Genomic DNA, 22,276 nt, shown 5'->3' with positions numbered 1-22,276 from the left:
CAATCACATCTGGGCAAGCCGCGCAGGCCGCGTTACCCCTTACCTAAGCCTCAGGGAGCACGAGTAAATGAAAGACGATCACCGCAGCCCGTTTCGCGATGCACACACGGACCGCAAAGCCGCCGAAGGCGTGCCAGACACGCCCCAGACCCGGTCGCCCGCCTACGCGCTGGCCTTTGCCGATGACGAATTCCTCTGCCGGGACGAATTGCGGCCCGTGCGGCTGCAACTGGAATTGCTCAAGCCCGAGATGCTGATGAACGAGGCGGGGATCAAATCCACCATCGTCCTCTTTGGCGGCGCGCGTATCCCCGACCCGGAACACAAGGAAACGGCCCGCACCAAAACGCTGGCCGACCTGTCGCACTACTATGACGAGGCGCGCACATTCGCCCGCCTGATGACGGAAAAATCCATCGCCAGTGGCGGCACCGAAAACGTCGTCGTCACCGGCGGCGGCCCCGGCGTGATGGAGGCGGGCAACCGCGGCGCGGTCGACGCGGGCGGCGCGTCCATCGGGCTCAACATCGTGCTGCCGTTTGAACAGGCCCCCAACGCCTATGTCACCCCCGACCTCAGCTTCAATTTCCACTACTTCGCCATTCGCAAGATGCACTTCCTCATGCGCGCCCGCGCCATCAGCGTCTTTCCCGGCGGGTTCGGCACGCTGGACGAATTGTTCGAGGCCCTGACCCTGATCCAGACCGGGCGGATGGAGCGTGTCCCCTTCCTGCTCTTTGGCCGTGCGTTCTGGGAAAGCATCATCAACTGGGATGCGCTGTCGGATGCCGGCACGATCTCGGCCGACGATCTGGACCTCTTCCGCTTTGTCGACACCGCTGAGGAAGCGATCGAAATCATCGACACTTGGGGCCCCACCGAAAAACGCGGGGCCGTGCCGGGCCGCTGATCCGGACGCTTGCCAAACGCGGGGCAAGGGTGGACCATATCGCCCGTCCACCCCTTGCCAAAGGTCCGCGTATGATTCCCCTGATCGACTGGTCCGAAAACGCCGCCGACCCCGCAGGCTTTGCCAAACGCGTCGGCACCGCCTGCCGCGACACCGGGTTCTTCGTGCTGCAAAACCACACGGTGCCGGACGCCCTGCGGGCTCAGGTGTTCGCACAGGCCGATGCGTTCTTTGCCCTGCCGCAGCAAGACAAGGCGCGCGTGTCCATCCTCAACACCCCTCATTTTCGCGGTTGGGCCAAACCCGGCGACGAAAGCCTCGACGAGACCACCGCACAGGTCGACACCAAGGAGACCTTCAACATCGGCCTCGACCTGCCCACCGACGACCCCCGCGTCGTTGCGGGCGAACCCTTTCGCGGGGTGAACCAATGGCCCGACCTGCCGGGCTTTGCCGAAACGATGCGCGCCTACTACGACGCCGCGCAAAATCTGGGCATCTCCCTCCTGCGCGTCATCGCCCGCGATCTGGGGCTGGCTTCGGACCACTTCACCCCGTCTTTCCACGATCCGCTCTCCGCCCTGCGCCTGCTCAGCTATCCACCCGGCACCGGCGCTGACAACGAAATCGGCGCAGGCGCCCACACCGACTACGGCGCGATCACCCTGCTGATGACCGACGGCGAACCGGGCCTACAGGTCCGCCCCCGCGGCGGCGACTGGATCGACGTACCGCACGTGCCGGACGCCTATGTGGTGAATATCGGCGACTGCATGATGCGCTGGACAAACGACATCTACGTCTCCACCCCGCACCGGGTCATCCCGCCCAAACGCCGCCGCCGGTCCGTCGCCATGTTCATCGAGGCGAACCCCGACACCGTGGTCCAGGCCCTGCCCGGCACCGGCACGCCCAAATACGCGCCCATCCGCGCGGCGGACTACCTGATGTCTCGCCTCGACGCGACCTACGCCCCAAAGGATCTCCAATGACCCGCCGCCTCGACTGGGCCGACCACCGCGCCCACGAATTTGCCGACATCACCCCGATGGACACCATCGCCATCCTGCCCACCGCCGCCATTGAACAGCACGGGCCGCACCTGCCCGTGGGCACCGACACGATGATCGCGGATGGCATGCTGGACACGTTCCGCGCCACCTGCCCCGACGATCTGGACGTGCGCATCCTGCCCATACAGGCGGTCGGCAAATCCAACGAACATCTCTGGGCACAGGGCACCCTGACCCTGACGGCCACAACGGCGCTGGCGGCATGGACGGAACTGGGCCTGTCGGTGGCGCGGGCAGGCATCCGCAAGATCGTCATCGTCAACAGCCACGGCGGCAACCTTGACCTGATCTCGATCCTCGCGCGGGAATTGCGCGTGCAGGCCAATATGCTGGCCGTCAAATGCCAATGGGGCAGCTTTGGCGCGCCCGATGGCCTCTATTCATCAGCCGAAGACACCTACGGCCTCCACGGCGGCGACGTGGAAACGTCACTCATGCTTGCCTTCCGCCCCGACACAGTCGACATGACGGCGGCACGCAACTTCCGCTCCTCGGCGGAAACAACGGCACTCTCGCCCATCGGACCGATCAGCTATGGCTGGATCGCATCCGACCTCAATGATGCAGGCGTCGTTGGCGATGCCAGCCTCGCCACAGCGGACAAGGGGCGCGCAACGGCACAGCACCAGGTCGCGGGGTTCATCGACCTGCTCTACAGGGTCAAATCCACACCGCTCTTTTCAGACGATTGATCAGGCCGACAGCGCCGCAGGCAACGTGCACACAGCCACACCATGCGGCAGCGTTTCCACAACATCCCCGGCGGATGTCTCACGGATGCCATACCCATAGCCCGCCAGACGGTGCTTCCACTCGCGACGCGACAACGCCTTGGCCCGCTCACGGCTGACAAGATCAAGAACCTGCGCCTCGGCAAAACGGTCCTGTGAAATAAAGATCGACATGTTTTCCACTCCAGTTGGATTTCGACTGGAGGCACATTTGCCGGTCAGCGTGGCATCAATCGTTCACGATCTGGAAATTATTGGGGCCAATTGTGGCGCGCTTGGGAACAGTCTCAGCGTTTCGACAGCTCCTCGATCTCCCGCTGGATGCGTTCAATGTCTTCCTTGATCTGATCCCGCCGCGCCTCCTGCAGCTTGTCGCCCAGCGCGCCCTCAAATTCCTTCAGCAGCTCTTCCAACGCTTTCTTCCGCTTTTTCCGCTCGGCCTTTTGCAGGTCCTTGCCCAGGTCCTTGCTCAGATTGACAGTCTGCTCCTCAAAGAACTCGTTTCCATTGAGATACGGATGGAACGTGCCATCCACACAGACCCCCGGTGAAAATGAGTCAAAATGCGCCCGGATCGGCACCAGCAGATAGACAGCCCCCGGCAGCTTCACGCCCTTGGGTTTCAATTCAAACGCGGCCATGTCGACGTCCACATCCACCTGATAGCTCGTCGTCTTGGAATACCGGCTTTTGATCTTGGCCAACGGCACCGCAATGCTGTCCAACCCAATAGCAGTGTTCACCGCGTCATCCAGCTTGGCCACGTTCTGCAAACCGGACTGAGTAATCAGCGCCTTGAACAGATCAACCTTGCTCTGACGTGTGGGCGGTTTGGTGGCGGTCCCGGTACCGTAAATCACCAGAACCGCACCAATCTGCAACCGGCCCTGCGCGTCTATCTTGCGGCGTTTTTCCGTCTGGCTGACGCAGTCGTATTCCAGAACGGTCCAACGCGATTCCTGGCTCAGGGCAAAGGACGCCAACCAGCGCGGATCGGTGCGCGGATAAAACGGCACGTGTCCGCCACCCATGCCGCCCACACCCGTCTCAAACGGCTCAAGGTCGAATTCCAGTTTTCCAAGTTTCATCGTTCAATTCCCATGGTGACAATATCCACCATGGAAACAAAACCAGCGCCGCCGCGCAAACCACAATTATGTGGGAAATTTAGCTCAGGCCGGCCTCGGCTGCGATTTCCTTGCGCGACTTCCGCGCCCGTTCCGTGGCCGACTTCAGCTGCCCGCAGGCCGCCATGATGTCCTCGCCCCGCGGCGTGCGGATCGGGCTGGCATAGCCCGCCTGATAGACAATGTTGGCAAAGGCGCGGATGCGGTTGTTCGACGACCGTTTGTAGGGCGCGCCGGGCCATTCGTTGAACGGGATCAGGTTGATCTTGGCGGGAATCCCCTCGATCAGCTTGACCAGACGATGCGCATCCGCATCGCTGTCATTCACCCCGTCCAGCATCACGTATTCAAAGGTGATACGCTCCGAATTGCGCCCGCGCGGATAGGCGCGCAACGCCTCCAGCAGCACATCGATGTTCCAGCGCTTGTTGATCGGCACCAGCTTGTCGCGCACCTCGTCCGTGGTCGCGTGGAAGGACACCGCCAACTGGCAGCCAATCTCGTTTGCCGTGCGCTCGATCTCCGGCACCACACCGCTGGTGGACAGGGTGATGCGGCGACGGCTCAGCTGAATGCCTTCCTCGTCCATCGCGATCTTCATCGCGTCGCGCACGTTCTCAAAATTATAGAGCGGCTCACCCATGCCCATCAGCACGATGTTCGACAACAGCCGCGTCTCGTCCTTGGGCGCACCGGGCACCGGCCACTCGTCCAGATCGTCGCGCGCCATCATGACCTGACCGATGATCTCTCCGGCGGTCAGGTTCCGCACCAGCTTTTGCGTGCCCGTGTGACAGAACGAACAGGTCAGCGTGCACCCGACCTGAGACGAAATGCACAGCGTCCCGCGCCCCTCCTCGGGGATGTAGACAACCTCGACCTCATGGCCCCCCGCAATCCGCACCAGCCACTTGCGGGTGCCATCAGTGCTGACCTGCTTGGACACCACTTCCGGGATCTCGATCACAAACGTCTCAGCCAATTGCGCACGATACGCCTTGGACAGGTTCGTCATCTCCGCGAAATCGCGCACGCCCCACTGGTATATCCACTGCCAGATCTGGCCCACGCGCATCTTCGCCTGCTTCTCCGGCGTGCCCTGCGCAATCAACGCCTCCCGCATCGCCGCGCGGGTCATACCAACAAGGTTCACAGGCCCCTCCGGCAATTTCCGGGGGATCGTCAATACATCCTGCGTGATCGGCGCGTCAGCCATAGCGGTATCCAGTCCTGGGGTGATGCGCCCCTATATAGGAAACCCGCCGACAATCAAAAGGATTCGCCGGGCGATTGGAACGCCACCGCTCCCCTCATCTTGCCAAATAAACTCCGGGGGGCCCGAAGGGCGGGGGCTGGCCCCCTCAACGGTTCAATGCGTCGCGACACTGACCTGCTGCACAGTCACACCGGTATCACGCCTCAGCCGCCGCAGCGGCCCTCGGCATCCTCAACCGCAGCCGTAAACCCAAGCAAGGAAAACGTATCGGTCGTCGTTGTACCGCGCCCGGAAATGCCGGTAACGACGGCCTCCGCACCACGCTTCATGGCGGTCACGATCTTGGCGTCATCCGCAACGGTTGCGGGCCACGCCCACTCACCATCGGTGAACAGCTCGAACTCGTTGCCGCTGATGTTGATGTTCACGGTCGACCCGGACCGGAACGGATAGCCGCCGGTAAAGGCAACCTGCCCCTTGGCCCCGGCGCTTGGACGATAGAACACCATCAACAGGATCTGCCCACGGGTCGCCGCCACAACGCGGCCCTCGCGGGTGTTCACCGTTTCCTTGGGTGTGGCCACGCCCCAGCACTCGGTCGGGTTGTCCTCGACGAACACGCTCCAGTCGGTCTTGGCCGCGACACGGTTGGTGCTCTGCTCCTGCGCAAGGCCCATGCCCGCGGTCAGCGACAATACGCCCAAACCCACCACGAAATTCTTGATCATTCCCATAGTCACAGCCTCCAAGCTGTCCAAACCTCAACACCTGCACCGCACCTCGGGCGCGCCATTTTCGGCGCATTCTCTTGCAAGGACGGCAATTCTTCTCGACAAGTGGCACATTAGCGCGAAACGCGCGATGCAGGAAACCCGAATTGGCGGGATTTCGCGCAGAAGTGAGGGAAAAGATGACGCATCCAGCCCACGGAGCCGTAACATTGGCCGAAGTCTGGCGTGGCCCCTTCCTCGAAAGCGCGCACCAGGGCCACGCAGTGATCTGCGATGACACCGGCCAAATCGTGCAATCCTGGGGCAATCCCGACGCCATGGTCCTGCCCCGCTCATCCTCCAAGATGATCCAGGCGCTGCCCCTGCTGCGCAGCGGTGCCGCCGCCGCAAACGGGCTGACACCCGAACACCTGGCACTGGCCTGCGCCTCGCATCAGGGGGCCGCTATCCACAGCCAAAAGGTCGGCGCATGGCTCGACCACATCGGCTGCGTTGACGACGATTTCCGCTGCGGCCCGCAGGTGTCCCGCGACGACGATGTGCGTGACGCGATGATCCGCGCGCATGAGGCGCCCTGCCGCATCCACAACAACTGTTCCGGCAAACACGCGGGCTTTCTGACGCTGGGCAAACATCTGGACGCAGGCCCCGACTATGTCGATCCGGCCCACCCGGTCCAAACCGCCTGCCTCGAGGCGTTCGAAGAAATGACCGGCGAAACCTCCCCCGGTTTCGGCGTCGACGGCTGCTCGGCCCCCAACTACGCCGCCACAATGCACGGCATGGCCCGCGCCATGGCCCGCTATGCCAGCGCCGACAATGACAGCCCCCAGGGCCAGTTGCGCAATGCCATGGCGCTGCACCCCGACCTCGTCGCAGGCGAAGGGCGCGCCTGCACCCGCCTGATGCGGGCCATGAACAACGGCACCGCGATCAAAACAGGGGCCGAAGGGTACTTTGTCGCCATGCTGCCCGAACAGAAACTTGGCGTCGCACTTAAGATCACGGATGGCGCCACCCGCGCCAGCGAATGTGCCATTGCCCAAATCCTCGTGAAACTGGGCGCGCTTGACCCCGATCATCCCGAGGCGCTGGCCTATACCAACGGCCCGATCCAGAACTGGGATGGGCTGACCACCGGCGCACTGCGCGCCGCGCCAACCCTGCTGTGACGGCGCGCTAGGGCGTCACAAACTCGGACTTGGCATAGCCCTGCAAATACAACAGCGCCGTCAGGTCACCAAAGTTCACACGCACATCACACTGCGCCGCAACCGCAGGCTTGGCATGCAGCGCAACGCCCATGCCTGCGCGACCCAACATGCCCAGATCATTGGCCCCGTCCCCCACGGCCAGAACATCCGCCTGCGCAATCCCAAGGCGCGCCGTGATCTCTTCCAAGGCATCCACCTTGGCCTGCTGACCCAGGATCGGCACGCCCACCTCACCGGTCAAAACACCATTGTCGGTCACCAACGTGTTGGCCCGGTTCTCATCAAACCCCAGCTTGGCCGCAACAGCCGCGGTAAAGGCGGTGAAACCGCCCGACACCAACGCCGCATAGGCACCATGCGCCTTCATCGTCGCCAACAAGGCAGGGCCACCGGGCATCAAGGTGATCCGCGTCTCCAGCACCTGCCCAATCACCGCCTCCGGCAAATCGGCGAGCAATCCAACCCGCTCACGAATGGCCGCCTCGAAATCCAGCTCGCCGTTCATGGCCCGCGCCGTGATGTCCTTGACCCGCGCGCCCACTCCGGCGACATCGGCCAGCTCATCGATGCACTCCTGCTGGATCATCGTGCTGTCCATATCCGCCAACAGCATCTTTTTGCGCCGCCCTTCGGCGGGCAAAACCACCAAATCAACGCCCAGCGCCTGCAGGTCCGACCAAACCTCCCACTGATTGTCCGGAACGCGCTCCAGCGCAAAGGCCGCTGCCTCATCCACAGCCAACCACTGCACATCGCCACCGCCCCACGCATTGCGCAGGTTGTCGATCAATGCGGGGTCCAGCGCCGGGTTCGACGGGTCGGTCAAAAGCGTGCAAACAAACATATGGTGTCGTTTCCGATAGGCGACGCAGATGTCGCAATTTAATGTTCAAGCGGCGCTATAGCTCTGCTTTCCCGGTTGCACCACCCCACCAACCTCCATACATCCGGCGGTGGGACACCCTTCCCCAACGAAGGGCGATTATCTGTAAGGATAGCAGACATGGCTATGACACAACCGGCGACGCGGCCGGCCAATCCGCGTTTTTCCTCTGGCCCCTGTGCCAAACCCCCCACCCACAATCTGACCGCTCTGGCTGATGCGCCCCTTGGCCGCTCGCACCGTGCGGCTGTGGGCAAGGCCAAGCTCAAGCAGGCCATCGAAGACACCCGCGACATCCTCGGCGTGCCCGCCGACTACCGCATCGGCATTGTGCCCGCCTCCGACACCGGCGCCTATGAGATGGCGATGTGGTCGCTCTTGGGCGAACGCCACGCCGACATGGTCGCCTGGGAAAGCTTTGGCGCAGGCTGGGTCACCGACGTGGCCAAACAGCTGAAAATCGAACACACCGTCCACACCGCCGCCTATGGCGAGATCGTGGATATGGCCGCCCTGAACTACGACAACGATGTCTGCTTTACCTGGAACGGCACCACCTCCGGCGTGCGCATGGCAAACGGCGACGCGATCCCCGCCGACCGCGCAGGGCTGACGCTCTGCGATGCGACCTCTGCCGCCTTTGCCATGGACTTGCCCTGGGACAAGCTGGATGTGACGACCTTCAGCTGGCAAAAGGTGCTGGGCGGCGAGGCGGCGCACGGCATGCTGATCCTGTCGCCCCGCGCGGTGGAACGGCTGGAAAACTACACGCCCGCATGGCCCCTGCCCAAAATCTTCCGCCTGACCAAGGGCGGCAAGCTGATCGAAGGGATCTTTGTCGGCGAAACGATCAACACGCCCTCGATGCTGGCGGTTGAGGATTACCTGTTCTCGCTGAACTGGGCGCGCAACGTGGGCGGGCTCAAGGGCCTCATCGCCCGTGCAGATGCCAATGCGCAGGCGATCTGGGATTTCTGCGACGCGCACGACTGGATCGACAACCTCGCCGTTGATCCTGCGACACGGTCTACAACATCCGTCTGCCTCAAGTTTACCGACGACCGGATCACCGACGGCGCGGCATTCGCCAAGGCCGTGGCCAAACGGCTCGCGGATGAAAACGTGGCGCTCGACATCGGCGCCTACCGCGACGCCCCTCCGGGCCTGCGCATCTGGTGCGGCGGGACGGTGGAAACATCGGACATCCAGGCGATGCTCCCCTGGCTCGCCCACGCCTTCGAGGCCGAAATCGCGGCGGGCTGAAGCCCGCCCTACCCCTCTTTTCATCCGTAGGGCGGGGTTCACCCCGCCACCCGCAAGGACAAGAAAATGCCCAAAGTACTCATCTCCGACAAACTCTCCGAAGCCGCCGTTCAGATCTTCCGCGACCGCGGCATCGAGGTCGACTTCGAACCCGATCTTGGCAAGGACAAGGACAAGCTGGCCGAAGTAATCGGCCAATATGACGGCCTCGCCATCCGTTCCGCCACACGCGTGACCCCGACGATCCTCAAGAACGCCACCAACCTCAAGGTCATCGGCCGCGCAGGCATCGGCACCGACAACATCGACAAGGACGCCGCCAGCAAAAAAGGCGTGATCGTCATGAATACGCCCTTCGGCAATATGATCACCACCGCCGAACACGCCATCGCCATGATGTTCGCCGTCGCCCGCCAAATCCCCGAGGCCTCCTCCTCCACCCACGCGGGCAAGTGGGAAAAGTCCAAGTTCATGGGCACCGAATTGACCGGCAAGACGCTGGGCGTCATCGGTGCGGGCAATATCGGCGGCATCGTCTGCGACCGCGCCCGCGGCCTCAAGATGAAAGTGCTGGCCTTTGACCCCTTCCTGGGCGAGGAAAAGGCCGACAAGATGGGCGTGGAAAAGGTCGAACTCGACGACCTGATCAAGCGCGCCGACTTCATCACCCTGCACGTCCCCAAGACCGAACAGACCGCCAACATGATCACCGCCGAACGCATCGCGATGATGAAACCCGGTGTGCGCATCATCAACTGCGCCCGCGGCGGCCTCGTGGACGAAGCAGCACTTGCCGAAGCACTCAAATCCGGCCACGTCGCCGGTGCCGCCTTTGACGTCTTCGCCGAAGAACCCGCCAAGGAAAACGCGCTCTTCAACCTGCCCAACGTGGTTGTCACACCCCACCTGGGCGCCGCCACCACCGAGGCGCAGGAAAACGTCGCCCTGCAAGTGGCCGAGCAGATGGCCAACTACCTGCTCACCGGTGCGGTCGAAAACGCCCTCAACATGCCCTCCGTCACGGCCGAAGAGGCCAAGGTCATGGGCCCCTGGGTCAAGCTCGCCGGCCACCTGGGCAGCTTTATCGGCCAGATGACGGACGAGCCGATCACGGCGATCAACATCCTCTATGACGGCGTCGTGTCCGAAATGAACCTCGAGGCGCTGAACTGCGGCGTGGTCGCGGGCATCATGAAACGCGCCAACCCGGACGTAAACATGGTCTCCGCCCCCGTCATCGCCAAGGAACGCGGCATCCAGATCTCGACCACCAATCAGGACAAATCCGGTGCCTTCGACGGCTATATCAAGGTGACAGTTGTGACCGACAAACGCGAACGGTCGGTCGCAGGCACCGTGTTCTCGGACGGCAAACCGCGCTTTATCCAGATCAAGGGCATCAACATCGACGCCGAGATCGGCGCGCACATGCTCTACACCACGAACGAGGACGTGCCGGGCATCATCGGCCTCTTGGGCAACACTATGGGCCACAACGGCGTCAACATCGCGAACTTTACCCTGGGCCGTGCCGCCGTCGGGGGCGAGGCCATCGCGCTTCTCTATGTCGACAACCCGATCCCGGCGGACGTGCTCAAAACGCTCGAAGGCACAGGCCAGTTCACGCAGGTCAAACCGCTGGAATTCGATGTGGCATAGGGTGCGCCCTCGCGGCACATCACTAGCGAAAGGTGCGCAGTAAATGCGCACCCTACAGGCCGCACCCCGCACATACATGCTGTGCACAAGCCCGCGTTCAGGCAGCACCATGTTGTGCGGAATGCTGGCCGCCACGGGCGTCGCAGGTGCACCACAAAGCTATTTCCACCGGCCCGACATCTCCAGTTGGGCCCGTGGAATGGACCTCCCGGATAACGCTCCCCTCGCCGACATAATCTCCGCCGTGCACGGGACCGGCACCCACGGTCTGACCGGCATCCGCCTTCAGGATCACAGCCGCGCTTTCCTTATGGACAAGCTGGCGCAATACGGCCCGACCGACCCCCAGCGGATCGAGGCCGCGTTTGGACCCACCCGCTACATCTGGCTCCGCCGCACGGACAAGCTGGCCCAGGCCATCTCGGTCCTGCGCGCCGAACAGACCGGGCTCTGGCACGGCAATGCTGACGGCACCGACCTCGAACGGATCACGCCCAGCCGCGATGACGGATACGATGCGGAGGCCATCACCGCTCAGATCAACGCCTTTACCGCGTCTGACCGCACTTGGCTGAACTGGTTCTCGACGCACGGGATCACGCCATGGTCCCTCACCTACGAAACGCTCGTCGACGACCCGCAGACTTCTCTGCGCATGATCCTCATCCACCTGGGCCTCGACCAGGACATCGCGGACGACATCACACCCCCAACCCGCAAACTCGCCGACGCCACCAGCGACAATTGGACCGCGCGCTACCGGGCCGACGTCCTCGCCAAAGGCGGCGATTTCGCCTAAGCGTCTGCCTACCCATCCGCAGCCAGAACCGAGTACCCCTATGCCCAGCCCCCTCTATGCCATTGGCGACATCCACGGCCAAAAGGCCGAACTGGACCGTGTGCTGGACCTGATCCAGACCGATGGCGGGACGGGTGCGGAGGTCGTCTTTCTCGGCGACTACACCGACCGCGGCCCCGACAGCCGCGCGGTGATCGATACGCTGATCGACGGGCGCGATGCGGGGCGCAACTGGACGTTCCTCAGGGGCAACCATGACCGCATGTTCGACTGGTTCATGTCCGACCCGCTGCGCCACGACCCCTACATGATGGTCGAGCTGTATTGGCTGCATCCGCGCCTTGGCGGTGACACGACACTCGCGTCCTACGGCGTCGACGCGGGCGGGCGCAGGCGCGAACAGGATGTGCAGGCCGACGCGCTGGCCGCCGTTCCCGCCAGCCACCTCAGCTTTCTCCGTGATCTGCGGATGACCCATGTGCGCGGCGACCTGATGTTCGTGCACGCTGGCATCCGCCCCGGCGTCGCGATCAAGGACCAGACCGAAGAAGACCTGCTCTGGATCCGCAAGGAATTCCACGATCACACCGGGCCGCACCCCAAACTGATCGTGCACGGCCACACGCCCGTCGATGCGGCGACGCACTACGGCAACCGCGTGAACCTCGACACCGGCGCAGGCTATGGCAAGCCGTTGACCGCCGCCGTGTTCGAAGGGGGCAAGGTCTGGACCCTGACGGCAGAGGGGCGCGTGCCGCTCCTTCCCTAGCGCGAACAATCCGCGACATACCGCCGCGGATTAACCTTTAGAATCAGTGATTTATGACGTCTGCTCGCAAAACGTGCGGTTTCAGGTCGAAACTGTACGTTTTCGCCAAATCGACGTGAAACACCCGCCGGATACGGCATCAAAACTGCACAGTTTCCCGGCCAAACTGCACACTTCCACGCACGATCAGCCCCGCACCTACGGCGCAAGATCATGGTTAACGCACCGCACGCCCTTCAGGTCCAATCCAGCACAACCTTGCCCGACGACCCCGATTTCATCGCGGCGAATCCGGCCTCGAACTCCGACGCCTTGAACCTGTGCGTGATGACACCGGACACATCCAGCCCGTTCTGCAACATCGCGATCATCTTGTACCAGGTCTCGAAAATCTCGCGGCCATAGACGCCCTTGATCGTGATCGCCTTGAACACGATCCGGCTCCAGTCCACCGGCGACTTGCCCGGCGGAATCCCCAGCATCGCGATGCGCCCGCCCATGGTCATCGCCTCGACCATCTGATCCAGCGCGGCCTGATTGCCCGACATCTCCAGACCCACGTCAAAGCCTTGCGTCATCTTCAGCCACGGAATCACATCGGCCAGGTTTTCCTGGGCCACATTGACCGGCACAACGTCCGCCACACGCGCTGCCAACGCCAGACGATCCGGGTTGATATCCGTGATCACCACATTGCGCGCACCCACATGCCGGGCCACAGCCGCCGCCATGATCCCGATGGGCCCGGCCCCAGTGATCAGCACGTCTTCTCCAATCAAATCAAAGGATAAGGCGGTGTGCACCGCATTGCCCAGCGGGTCCAGAATGGCGCCAATATCGTCGCTGATCTCATCAGGCAACGGCACCACGTTGAACGCAGGCAGGCGCAGGTATTCAGCAAAGGCCCCCTGCTCATTCACCCCGATCCCCCGCGTGGCGGGGTCCAGATGAAACTTGCCCGCACGGCTCTGGCGCGATGTCTTGCCGATCAAATGCCCCTCGCCGGAACAGCGCTGCCCCAACGCCAAACCCTCAACGTTTGAGCCTGTTTCAACGATCTCCCCGGCAAACTCGTGCCCGGTGATCATCGGTGTCGGCACGGTATCGGCTGCCCAATCGTCCCAGTTCCAGATGTGAATATCGGTGCCGCAAATCCCGGTCTTGTTAACCCGGATCAGCACATCATCCGGGCCGATCTCCGGCACCGGAGCCGTCACCTGCCACAGCCCCTCGCGTGCGTGGGTCTTCTCAAGCGCGAGCATCGTGTTCCGCATCAGATCACCCCCAGCGCGGTGCCGACCGTCTCGAACGCCGCCAGCCCCCGGTCCAGATCCGCACGGGTCAGTGCCGCATTCATCTGCGTCCTGATCCGCGCCTGCCCGCGCGGCACCACGGGAAAGAAGAACCCGGACACATATACACCCTCGTCAAACAGCCGCGCGGCCATGTCCTGCGCCAGCTGCGCCTCACCCAGCATGACGGGGATGATCGGATGCTCACCGGGCAGCAGTTCAAACCCCAGCGCGGTCAGCCCGGCACGCCAATAGGCGGCGTTGTCGAACAGCTGCGCACGCAGGGCGTCGCCCTCTTCGACCAGCCGGATCGCCTCGATCCCCGCCGCCACAATCGCGGGCGGCAAGGAGTTGGAAAAAAGATACGGCCGCGCGCGCTGGCGCAGCAGGTCGATCACGGGCTGCGGCCCCGCGATATAGCCGCCAATGGATCCGCCCAGCGCCTTGCCCAGCGTGCCCGTCAGCAGATCAACCTCGACACCCGCGTGGGCCGGGGTGCCCGCGCCCTTCGGCCCCATGAACCCCGTGGCGTGACAATCATCCACCATCACAAGTGCGTCGTATTTCTGCGCCAACGCATTGATTTCAGGCAGCTTTGCCAGATAACCATCCATGGAGAAAACTCCGTCCGTCGCAATCACCACATGCCGCGCGCCCTCGTCGCGGGCCAGCTGCAATTGCCCCTCCAGATCGGCCATATCGGAGTTGGCATAGCGGTACCGCTTGGCCTTGCACAGCCGGATGCCATCAATGATCGACGCATGGTTCAGCGCGTCCGATACAATCGCATCCTCGGGGCCGAACAGCGGCTCGAACAGCCCACCATTCGCATCAAAACACGCGGCAAAGAGGATCGAATCGTCCTTGCCCAGAAACCGCGCCAGCCGTTGCTCCAGTTCGCGGTGCAGGTCCTGCGTCCCGCAGATGAACCGCACGCTCGCCATGCCAAACCCGTGGCTGTCCATCGCACCGCGCGCCGCCGCCACCAGATCGGGGTGATCCGCCAACCCGAGGTAATTGTTCGCACACAGGTTCAGAACCGCGCGGTCACCCACATCGATCCGCCCGCCCTGGGGCGAGGTGATCATGCGCTCGCGTTTCATCATCCCATCGGCCTCGATCCGGGCGAGGGTGTCGGCAACATCGGTCAAAAACGCTTGGGTCATGTCAGGGCTCCTTCGATCGGAGTATCTAACATGTCGGATAAGATTCCGAAATACAGGATTTCATAATATCGGACAAAAATCCGTGAAATCGGATTTATGCGTCCTGTACCACCAGAAACGCCCGCGCAGGTGCATCGGCCGCAATCCGGTGCGCGACATCCGCCGCGTATCGTGCGGTGTCACCGGGTCCTATGGTCTCGGATGCCGCACCGCTTTGGACCTGCAAGGCGCCTTCGATCACGGTCAGATGCTCGCGCGCGCCGCGCCTGTGGGGTTGGCTGTCCAGCGCGCCGCCAGCGATAAACCGCAGCTCGTACACCTCGTGCCGCCCGGCATCTTCGGGCGGGCTGAGAATGCGGATGGTGCAGCCCGCGCCCCGGTTCTCGATGTTCGGCACATCACCCGTGCGCAGCACCTCGATCCGTTCAACCGCGGCCTCGTCCAGTAGGCCCGCGAAATCCACCTGCAAGGCGCGGGTCAGGTTCCACAGCGTCGCGATGGTGGGCGAGGATTCGCCGCGCTCGATCTGGCTGACCATGGACCGGCTCACACCGGACAGCTTGGCCACCGCGTCCAGCGACAGACCCTGCGCGCGCCGTGCCTCCTTGAGGCGGGCGGGCAGCAGGGACAAGATTGCGTCTGTTTCATCCGTCATGACGGAGAGATGCCCGTGCCGTTGCGTCGAAGTCAAGCCATGGGGCTGACTTTACCCGCGCCCCCGGCCATATCGGACCAAAGGGAGAAAGCACCATGACCCAAGACATCGTTATACTCGACGGCGCGCGCACCGCCATTGGTACATTCGGCGGATCGCTGGCCGGGACCAGCCCCATCGACCTGGGCACCGTGGCGGCCAAGGCGGCGCTGGAACGGTCCGGGGTCGAAGGCGGACAGATCGGCCACGTCGCCTTTGGTCACGTGATCAACACCGAACCGCGCGACATGTACCTGTCCCGCGTGGCGGCGATGCAGGCGGGTGTGCCGGACACGACACCGGCGATGAATGTGAACCGTCTGTGCGGGTCGGGCGTTCAGGCGATTGTGAGCGTGATTCAGTCTCTGATGCTGGGCGATGCCGACTTTGGCCTGGCAGGCGGGGCCGAGAACATGTCGCGCTCGCCCTTTATCATTCCCGACCAGCGCTGGGGCGCCAAGATGGGCGATGTGCGCACGCTCGACATGATGCTGGGCGCGCTGAACTGTCCGTTTGGCACAGGTCATATGGGGGTGACGGCAGAGAACGTGGCCGCCGAGCACGGGATCAGCCGCGCGGATCAGGACGCCTTTGCGATGCAAAGCCAGGAGCGCGCTGCAGCCGCCATCGCGGACGGGCGGTTCGACAGCCAGATCGCCCCGGTCGAGGTGCGCGTGAAACGCGACACCCTACAGTTCGCCACGGATGAGCACCCCAAGGCGACAAGCCTCGATGCGCTGGGCGGGTTGCGTCCGGTGTTTCAGAAAGACGGGTCGGTGACGGCGGGCAATGCGTCTGGCATCAATGATGGTGCGGGCGCGATTGTGCTGGCCACGGCGGACGCGGCAGAGAAGGCCGGCCTGACGCCACGTGCCCGTGTTCTGGGTTATGCCCATGCGGGGGTGCGCCCCGAAGTAATGGGGATCGGGCCGATCCCGGCGGTGCGCAACCTGCTGGACCGGACGGGGTTGTCTGCCGGTGACTTTGACGTGGTGGAATCGAACGAGGCCTTTGCCGCGCAGGCGCTGGCGGTGTCGAATGATCTGGGCTTTGATCCGGCGCGCGTGAACCCCAATGGTGGTGCAATTGCGTTGGGCCATCCGGTGGGGGCGACCGGTGCGATCATAACGGTCAAGGCGCTCTATGAGTTGGAGCGAATCCAGGGGTCCAAGGCGTTGATCACCATGTGTATTGGCGGTGGTCAGGGGATCGCCCTGGCGATCGAACGCATCGCCTGAGGCGGCGTTGCGTTTGCATATTTGAAGAACAATGAAGGTGTCAGGCGAACGCTTCGATCAGGAGCGTCAGCCCGCCGCCTGCGGCCAGGCCGATGATGCCCGTGAGGATGATCCAGCGCCAAAAGCCGCGGTGTTTTTCCGGGGCCGGGTTGGATTGGGCGATCAGGGCCTGTTCGACAAGGCGCGGCAGGCGTGGGCCAAAGCGGGTGAGCACGCGCGCGGTTTTGTAGAGGTCCGTGATCACGGCCTTGGGGCCGATGGATTTCTGGATGTAGTCGGTGACGACCGGTGAGGCGACCTGCCAGATGTTGATGTTGGGGTTGAGGGAGCGCGCGACGCCCTCGACGACGACCATGGTGCGTTGCAGCAGTATCAGTTCGGTGCGGGTTTCCATGCCGAAGCGTTCGGTGACTTCGAAGAGGTAGTTCAGCAAGCGGCCCATGGAGATCTTGGACGCGTCCATGCCAAAGATCGGCTCGCCCACGGCGCGCAGGGCGCGCGCGAATTCATCGACATCCTTGTCGGCGGGCACATAGCCTGCCTCAAAGTGGACTTCGGCGACGCGTTTGTAGTCCTTGCGGATAAAGCCGAACAGAATCTCGGCGTAGACGCGGCGGGTGTATTCATCGATGTGGCCCATGATCCCGAAATCGTAGGCGATGATGTCCCCGTTGGGCGCGACCTTGAGGTTGCCCTGGTGCATGTCGGCGTGGAAGTAACCGTCGCGCAGGGCGTGCAGGAGAAAGAGTTTCAGCACCCGTTCGCCGAGGTCGATGCGGTTGTGGCCTGCTGCATCGATGGCGGCGTTGTCGCCCATGGGTACGCCGTCCGCCCATTCGAGCGTCATCACGCGGCGGGCGGAGTATTCCCAGCGGATTTTCGGCAGAGCGAAACCGGCATCTTTTTCAGTGTTGGCGGCGAACTCACCCGCGGCAGAGGATTCGAGGCGCAAGTCCAACTCACCCTGCACGACGCCGTCGAAGTGTTCGATCACTTCCAACGGGCGCAAGCGGCGCGCGCCGGGGGCAAAGATTTCGACGATGCGGGCGGCGAGGTAGAAGGCGTCGACGTCCTTTTTGAAGGCGCGTTCGATGTTGGGGCGCAGCACCTTGACCGCAACCTGGTCACCGCCATCGGCCAGCGTCGCCTTGTGCACCTGCGCGATGGAGGCGGCGGCAACCGGTTCGCTGAAGGCAGAGAACACTTCGTCGGCGGGCTGACCCAATTCGCGCTGCACTTCGGCCTTGGCTTCTTCGATCGAGAAGGGGGGCAGCTTGTCTTGCAGGACGCGCAGTTGCACGGCGAGCTCATCACCCACGACATCAGGGCGGGTCGACAGGACCTGTCCGAACTTGATGTAGGCGGGGCCGAGTGCTGTCAGCGCGCGGGTGGCGGGGGGCATGGACGGATCGCCCTTGTAGCCCAGCCACTGGAACGGTTTGCCTAGCGCCTTGGCGACAAAGCGGAGGGCGGGTGGTGCCTCGAACGCGTCGAGGACAACATTCATCGCGCCCGTCCGTTCGAGCGTCGCGCCTGTGCGGATCAGGCGGATGATATTGTGCGGGCCTCTCATGCCGCTGTCCCCGCGGGGACAAATGTTTTGGGGCGTGTCCCCGCGGGGACACTTGTGGTTAACGCCCGGTTAACCACCAAGTGTTGAAAAAACATCAGATTTTCCACCCGGAGTGCAGGCACGCCACACCCATTGTCATGTTGCGGTACTTGGCATTCTCAAAGCCCGCCGTGCGAACCATGCCCAGAAACGTCTCTTGATCCGGGAACTGGCGGATGCTTTCGACCAGGTACTGATAGCTGTCACGGTCACCCGCGATCATCTGGCCCATGCGGGGGATCACGTTGAAACTGTAGAGGTCATAAAGCTTTTGCATGCCATCATTGGGCAGTTGCGAGAACTCAAGCACCATCAGACGCCCGCCGGGTTTCAGAACGCGGTAGGCTTCGTTCAGGGCCTCTTGGGGGCGGGTCACGTTTCGGATGCCAAAGCTGATCGTGTAGACGTCAAAGGTGTTGTCGTCGAAGGGCAGCGCCATCGCATCGCCAACCACCCAATCAAGGCTGTCCTGCATCTGATCGGCCTCGGCACGTTTGCGGCCCTCGACCAGCATGGGTTCGGTCAGGTCCAGAACGGTCGCGTGGCCGTGGCCTGCACGTTTCAGAAACTTGAACGAGATGTCGCCGGTACCGCCCGCCACATCGAGCAGTTTCTGACCGGGACGGGGCGCAAGCCAGTCCATCATCGCCTCTTTCCAGATGCGGTGAATACCGACGCTCATCACATCGTTCATCACGTCATATTTGGAGGCAACAGAGTTAAAGACGCCCTGCACGCGGCCCGCCTTTTCGCCTTCGGGGACTTCGGTGAACCCAAAATGGGTCTTTTTCTCAGGCGCTTCAGTCATGCAAAGGGTCCAATTGCGTCTCTTGATCGTCTCATTTGTCCTTAAATAGGTGAGGGGCAAGAAACAAATCGTCAATCGGCGCAAAGGACGCAGGCCATGCTTAGCTATATCCTCCTGTTAGTGTTTGTTTCCTTTGGTATGTCGCGGGTGCAGCGGTTCATCGGCGGGCATCTGGGCGGTGAGCGGGACATCCGCAAAGGCGAAAGCCTGATCTTTCGCCTGATCAAGGCGGGGATCGAGACGTTTTCGCCGGTGGGCAATCCCGAGGACAATATCGCCACCATCTTTTCCGTGGGGCGGTCTCTGCCGCAGCAAGAGGGCGATGCGATCGTTTTCCGTGCGACGGCGGGTTGGCGGTATGGCTACCTTGCCTTGATGCCCTTTGTGATCGGGTTCGCGATCTACCTCGAGTTGTCATCCGGCCTGTCCGGACAGACGCCATTGGATATGTATCTATTGATCGCCGGGATGCTCGTCTGGTGCGGGGTCTACATGTGGAAGTTCCGCTTGGTTGTGGACGGGGTCGACATGACCTGCACATCCGGCCTCTTGATGCAGCGGCGTTTTGATCTGTCGCGGATGACGAGCGCCAAGAACACACGCGATGGCTACAAGCTGTACTTTGACGATGGGCGCCGCATTGGCATCCCGCGTTTCCTTGAGGGGCATGACCTGCTCAAGGCGTTTCTGATCGAGCAGTTGGAAGACAACGGCTACTGATTGCATGCGGCGCCCCGGCGGCCTATCCCAGAGCGGTTGCCAGCAAGGACCGTCTGCCGATGCCCGAATTGCCCGAAGTTGAAACTGTTCGTCGTGGTCTGACCCCCGCCATGGAAGGTGCCGTGATTGCACAGGCTGATGTGAACCGGCCCGACTTGCGGTGGCCGTTCCCTGAACGCATGGCGGCGCGTTTGACCGGGCAACAGGTGCTGGGTCTGCGGCGGCGGTCGAAATACATCCTGGCCGATCTGGGGTCTGGCGAGACGCTGTTGATCCATCTGGGCATGTCGGGGCGGATGTTGGTGTCGGGCGATCCATTGGGCCAGTTCGTGCATGACCACCCTGCGCCGGAAAAGCATGACCACGTGGTCCTGCATATGGACAACGGTGCGCGCATCACCTTCAACGATCCGCGCCGGTTCGGGGCGATGGACCTGATGAACACGGCGACGGCGGACCAACACAAGCTGTTGGCTGTGCTGGGGCCCGAACCGCTGGGCAACGCGTTCAGCGAGGAACATCTGATTGCCGCCTTTGAGGGCAAGAACACACCCGTGAAATCCGCGCTGCTGGATCAGAGAATCGTCGCGGGATTGGGCAATATCTATGTGTGTGAGGCGCTTTTTCGGGCAGGTATTTCCCCCACTCGCAAGGCCGGGCGGATCGCGGCGGGCCGTGTTGCGGCGCTGGTTCCGATCATTCGGGACGTGCTGGCCGAGGCGATAGAGGCCGGTGGATCGTCATTGCGGGATTTCCGCCAAGCCGATGGAGAGCTTGGATATTTCCAGCACAGGTTCGATGTTTATGGCCGCGAGGGGGAACCATGTCGTACCGATGGGTGTTCGTCTGATATCACGCGGATTGTGCAGTCTGGGCGGTCGTCCTTCTATTGCAGGTGCTGCCAATCATAGCTTGAAACGGGCGGGGCGCATGGTAATGCTCGGCCCTCAACGGCAACAGATGAAAGCATTCCCATGGCCTATGAGACGATCATCGTCGACGTCGAAGACCACATCGCCAAGGTGACCCTGAACCGGCCCAAGGCGTTGAATGCCCTGAATGATGAATTGATGCGCGAACTGGCGGATGCCATGGGTGCTGCTCAGGCCAACGACAAGGTGCGGTGCATCGTGATCACCGGGTCGGACAAGGCGTTCGCCGCCGGGGCCGACATCGCGATGATGAAGGACAAGTCCTATGTCGAAGTGTTCAGCGAGGATCTGTTTGGTCCTGAAACCGATGCCATCACACGTGTGCGCAAACCGGTGATTGCGGCGGTGTCCGGCTATGCGCTGGGCGGTGGATGCGAGTTGGCGATGATGTGCGATTTTATCATTGCATCCGACACTGCGAAATTCGGCCAGCCCGAGATCAACCTAGGCGTTATGGCGGGCATCGGCGGCAGCCAGCGTCTGACCCGCGCGGTGGGCAAGGCCAAGTCGATGGACATGAACCTGACGGGCCGTTTCATGGATGCCCAGGAGGCAGAGCGCGCCGGGCTGGTCAGCCGCGTTGTGCCCGCCAAGAAGCTGATGGAAGAAGCGATGGGGGCTGCGGCCAAGATCGCTGAGAAATCCATGATGTCTGTGATGGCGGTCAAGGAATCGGTGAACCGGTCGTTCGAGGTGCCGCTGCGCGAGGGTTTGTTGTTTGAACGGCGCCTGTTCCACGCGCTGTTTGCCACCGAAGACCAGAAAGAAGGCATGGCCGCCTTCCTTGAAAAGCGCGAGGCGCAGTTCCGCGACAAGTAACGGCGGCGCATTGGCTTGACTCGCTTCGCGGTCGCGCCTATGGACGCGACTTCTGAAACTACCGCACCAATAGATTGGGACGAGATAACATGGCAAATTCGCCTCAGGCCAAAAAGCGGGCCCGTCAAAACGAAAAACGCTTTCAAGTGAACAAGGCGCGTCGTTCGCGCATCCGGACATACCTGCGCCGTGTCGAAGAGGCGATTGCCTCGGGTGACAAGGACGCCGCAACCGAAGCATTGAAGGCGGCACAGCCTGAATTGATGCGCGGTGTAACAAAGGGTGTTTATCACAAGAACACCGCCTCGCGGAAAATGTCCCGCCTGTCGGCACGGGTGAAATCCCTCGGCTAAGGTGTTGCTTGGCTGTGACACAGGAGCGTCGCATTTTTGCGGCGCTTTTTTTGTTTTTCCTATGAAAACAAGGCCTGCTGCGATTCTTGTGTGAGTCAACATCGAAGTTCTGTGGACGGCCCGCAGACGAAATTGATACCACCGAACATGCGATCAGGAATCGCCTTGGGGGGACAGGCCCTGCGCCACGGCAATGTCAGTTGCCACGGTGGAGGGAGCGGAAAATGCGCCTTGTGCGTACTGCATTTGGGAACGGCATGTCATGCT

23 protein-coding genes are annotated in these 22,276 nt (G+C 62.4%); 13 read left to right on the top strand and 10 right to left on the bottom strand.

Annotated features, from left to right (window positions below; translation table 11 throughout):
• The first annotated feature begins 67 nt into the window (after positions 1 to 67).
• From Q0936_RS19645 to Q0936_RS19635, 3 genes are all read left to right on the top strand, one after another.
• Positions 68 to 910, top strand: a complete 843-nt coding sequence (locus Q0936_RS19645) for a TIGR00730 family Rossman fold protein (RefSeq protein WP_299296171.1) — start codon at positions 68 to 70, stop codon at positions 908 to 910.
• Between the two features lie 71 nt (positions 911 to 981).
• Complete coding sequence (locus tag Q0936_RS19640) at positions 982 to 1,902, top strand: 2-oxoglutarate and iron-dependent oxygenase domain-containing protein (protein ID WP_299296173.1); 921 nt, start codon at positions 982 to 984, stop codon at positions 1,900 to 1,902.
• Entirely contained in the window at positions 1,899 to 2,675 is a 777-nt protein-coding gene (locus tag Q0936_RS19635; RefSeq protein ID WP_299296175.1) for a creatininase family protein, read from the top strand. The genes Q0936_RS19640 and Q0936_RS19635 overlap by 4 nt, the downstream gene beginning before the upstream one ends.
• Here the strand turns inward: Q0936_RS19635 and Q0936_RS19630 are convergent, their stop codons facing one another.
• The 4 genes from Q0936_RS19630 to Q0936_RS19615 all read right to left on the bottom strand — a co-directional run bounded on the left by Q0936_RS19630 (position 2,676) and on the right by Q0936_RS19615 (position 5,791).
• A complete protein-coding gene (locus Q0936_RS19630; protein WP_299139951.1) occupies positions 2,676 to 2,888 on the bottom strand; it encodes a hypothetical protein in 213 nt (70 codons plus the stop codon). It lies immediately after the preceding gene.
• A gap of 113 nt (positions 2,889 to 3,001) precedes the next feature.
• Positions 3,002 to 3,802 carry a hypothetical protein gene (locus Q0936_RS19625; RefSeq protein ID WP_299296177.1) on the bottom strand — a complete coding sequence of 267 codons (801 nt, stop codon included), beginning with the start codon at positions 3,800 to 3,802 and terminating at the stop codon, positions 3,002 to 3,004.
• Between the two features lie 79 nt (positions 3,803 to 3,881).
• The gene (gene rlmN, locus Q0936_RS19620) at positions 3,882 to 5,057 is read right to left on the bottom strand and encodes a 23S rRNA (adenine(2503)-C(2))-methyltransferase RlmN (RefSeq protein ID WP_299296179.1); all 1,176 of its coding nucleotides are present in this window, start codon (positions 5,055 to 5,057) and stop codon (positions 3,882 to 3,884) included.
• A 203-nt stretch (positions 5,058 to 5,260) separates the two neighbouring features.
• Complete coding sequence (locus tag Q0936_RS19615; protein WP_299139943.1) at positions 5,261 to 5,791, bottom strand: invasion associated locus B family protein; 531 nt, start codon at positions 5,789 to 5,791, stop codon at positions 5,261 to 5,263.
• Positions 5,792 to 5,967: 176 nt separating this feature from the next.
• Here Q0936_RS19615 and Q0936_RS19610 point away from each other — a divergent pair, with 176 nt between their 5' ends.
• Positions 5,968 to 6,960: an asparaginase gene (locus tag Q0936_RS19610; protein ID WP_299296182.1), complete on the top strand. Its 993-nt coding sequence runs from the start codon at positions 5,968 to 5,970 to the stop codon at positions 6,958 to 6,960.
• A gap of 7 nt (positions 6,961 to 6,967) precedes the next feature.
• Here Q0936_RS19610 and serB read toward each other — a convergent pair whose 3' ends face one another.
• Complete coding sequence (gene serB, locus Q0936_RS19605; protein WP_299296185.1) at positions 6,968 to 7,846, bottom strand: phosphoserine phosphatase SerB; 879 nt, start codon at positions 7,844 to 7,846, stop codon at positions 6,968 to 6,970.
• 159 nt (positions 7,847 to 8,005) lie between these two features.
• Between serB and Q0936_RS19600 the strand changes: the two genes are divergently transcribed.
• The 4 genes from Q0936_RS19600 to Q0936_RS19585 all read left to right on the top strand — a co-directional run bounded on the left by Q0936_RS19600 (position 8,006) and on the right by Q0936_RS19585 (position 12,375).
• Positions 8,006 to 9,148 carry a phosphoserine transaminase gene (locus tag Q0936_RS19600; protein ID WP_299296187.1) on the top strand — a complete coding sequence of 381 codons (1,143 nt, stop codon included), beginning with the start codon at positions 8,006 to 8,008 and terminating at the stop codon, positions 9,146 to 9,148.
• Positions 9,149 to 9,214: 66 nt separating this feature from the next.
• Positions 9,215 to 10,807, top strand: coding sequence for a phosphoglycerate dehydrogenase (serA, locus tag Q0936_RS19595; RefSeq protein ID WP_299296189.1), 1,593 nt, complete (start codon positions 9,215 to 9,217; stop codon positions 10,805 to 10,807).
• Between the two features lie 43 nt (positions 10,808 to 10,850).
• Positions 10,851 to 11,606, top strand: a complete 756-nt coding sequence (locus Q0936_RS19590) for a Stf0 family sulfotransferase (RefSeq protein WP_299296191.1) — start codon at positions 10,851 to 10,853, stop codon at positions 11,604 to 11,606.
• 40 nt (positions 11,607 to 11,646) lie between these two features.
• The gene (locus tag Q0936_RS19585; protein ID WP_299296192.1) at positions 11,647 to 12,375 is read left to right on the top strand and encodes a metallophosphoesterase family protein; all 729 of its coding nucleotides are present in this window, start codon (positions 11,647 to 11,649) and stop codon (positions 12,373 to 12,375) included.
• A gap of 236 nt (positions 12,376 to 12,611) precedes the next feature.
• Here Q0936_RS19585 and tdh read toward each other — a convergent pair whose 3' ends face one another.
• The 3 genes from tdh to Q0936_RS19570 form a co-directional block, all read right to left on the bottom strand.
• Positions 12,612 to 13,649, bottom strand: coding sequence for an L-threonine 3-dehydrogenase (gene tdh / locus Q0936_RS19580; protein ID WP_299296194.1), 1,038 nt, complete (start codon positions 13,647 to 13,649; stop codon positions 12,612 to 12,614).
• Entirely contained in the window at positions 13,649 to 14,833 is a 1,185-nt protein-coding gene (locus tag Q0936_RS19575) for a glycine C-acetyltransferase (RefSeq protein WP_299296197.1), read from the bottom strand. Before Q0936_RS19575 ends, tdh begins: the two co-directional genes overlap by 1 nt.
• A gap of 94 nt (positions 14,834 to 14,927) precedes the next feature.
• Positions 14,928 to 15,488: an XRE family transcriptional regulator gene (locus Q0936_RS19570; RefSeq protein ID WP_299296199.1), complete on the bottom strand. Its 561-nt coding sequence runs from the start codon at positions 15,486 to 15,488 to the stop codon at positions 14,928 to 14,930.
• Positions 15,489 to 15,583: 95 nt separating this feature from the next.
• Here Q0936_RS19570 and Q0936_RS19565 point away from each other — a divergent pair, with 95 nt between their 5' ends.
• The gene (locus tag Q0936_RS19565; protein WP_299296201.1) at positions 15,584 to 16,765 is read left to right on the top strand and encodes an acetyl-CoA C-acyltransferase family protein; all 1,182 of its coding nucleotides are present in this window, start codon (positions 15,584 to 15,586) and stop codon (positions 16,763 to 16,765) included.
• A gap of 40 nt (positions 16,766 to 16,805) precedes the next feature.
• Here Q0936_RS19565 and ubiB read toward each other — a convergent pair whose 3' ends face one another.
• Positions 16,806 to 18,338, bottom strand: a complete 1,533-nt coding sequence (gene ubiB, locus Q0936_RS19560; protein ID WP_299296203.1) for a 2-polyprenylphenol 6-hydroxylase — start codon at positions 18,336 to 18,338, stop codon at positions 16,806 to 16,808.
• A gap of 94 nt (positions 18,339 to 18,432) precedes the next feature.
• Positions 18,433 to 19,185 carry a bifunctional demethylmenaquinone methyltransferase/2-methoxy-6-polyprenyl-1,4-benzoquinol methylase UbiE gene (gene ubiE / locus Q0936_RS19555; protein ID WP_299139918.1) on the bottom strand — a complete coding sequence of 251 codons (753 nt, stop codon included), beginning with the start codon at positions 19,183 to 19,185 and terminating at the stop codon, positions 18,433 to 18,435.
• Between the two features lie 96 nt (positions 19,186 to 19,281).
• Between ubiE and Q0936_RS19550 the strand changes: the two genes are divergently transcribed.
• The 4 genes from Q0936_RS19550 to rpsT all read left to right on the top strand — a co-directional run bounded on the left by Q0936_RS19550 (position 19,282) and on the right by rpsT (position 22,009).
• Complete coding sequence (locus Q0936_RS19550) at positions 19,282 to 19,905, top strand: hypothetical protein (protein ID WP_299296205.1); 624 nt, start codon at positions 19,282 to 19,284, stop codon at positions 19,903 to 19,905.
• 59 nt (positions 19,906 to 19,964) lie between these two features.
• Positions 19,965 to 20,816: a bifunctional DNA-formamidopyrimidine glycosylase/DNA-(apurinic or apyrimidinic site) lyase gene (gene mutM, locus Q0936_RS19545; RefSeq protein WP_299139914.1), complete on the top strand. Its 852-nt coding sequence runs from the start codon at positions 19,965 to 19,967 to the stop codon at positions 20,814 to 20,816.
• 63 nt (positions 20,817 to 20,879) lie between these two features.
• Positions 20,880 to 21,656, top strand: a complete 777-nt coding sequence (locus tag Q0936_RS19540) for an enoyl-CoA hydratase (protein ID WP_299139911.1) — start codon at positions 20,880 to 20,882, stop codon at positions 21,654 to 21,656.
• Positions 21,657 to 21,745: 89 nt separating this feature from the next.
• Positions 21,746 to 22,009, top strand: coding sequence for a 30S ribosomal protein S20 (rpsT, locus tag Q0936_RS19535; RefSeq protein ID WP_299139909.1), 264 nt, complete (start codon positions 21,746 to 21,748; stop codon positions 22,007 to 22,009).
• Positions 22,010 to 22,276: the final 267 nt, after the last annotated feature.

The sequence above is a fragment of the uncultured Tateyamaria sp. genome (assembly GCF_947488715.1).
In the GTDB taxonomy this organism is placed as follows: domain Bacteria; phylum Pseudomonadota; class Alphaproteobacteria; order Rhodobacterales; family Rhodobacteraceae; genus Tateyamaria.
Note: the sequence above shows the minus strand (reverse complement) of the source record. Positions and strands in the feature narration are given on the sequence as shown.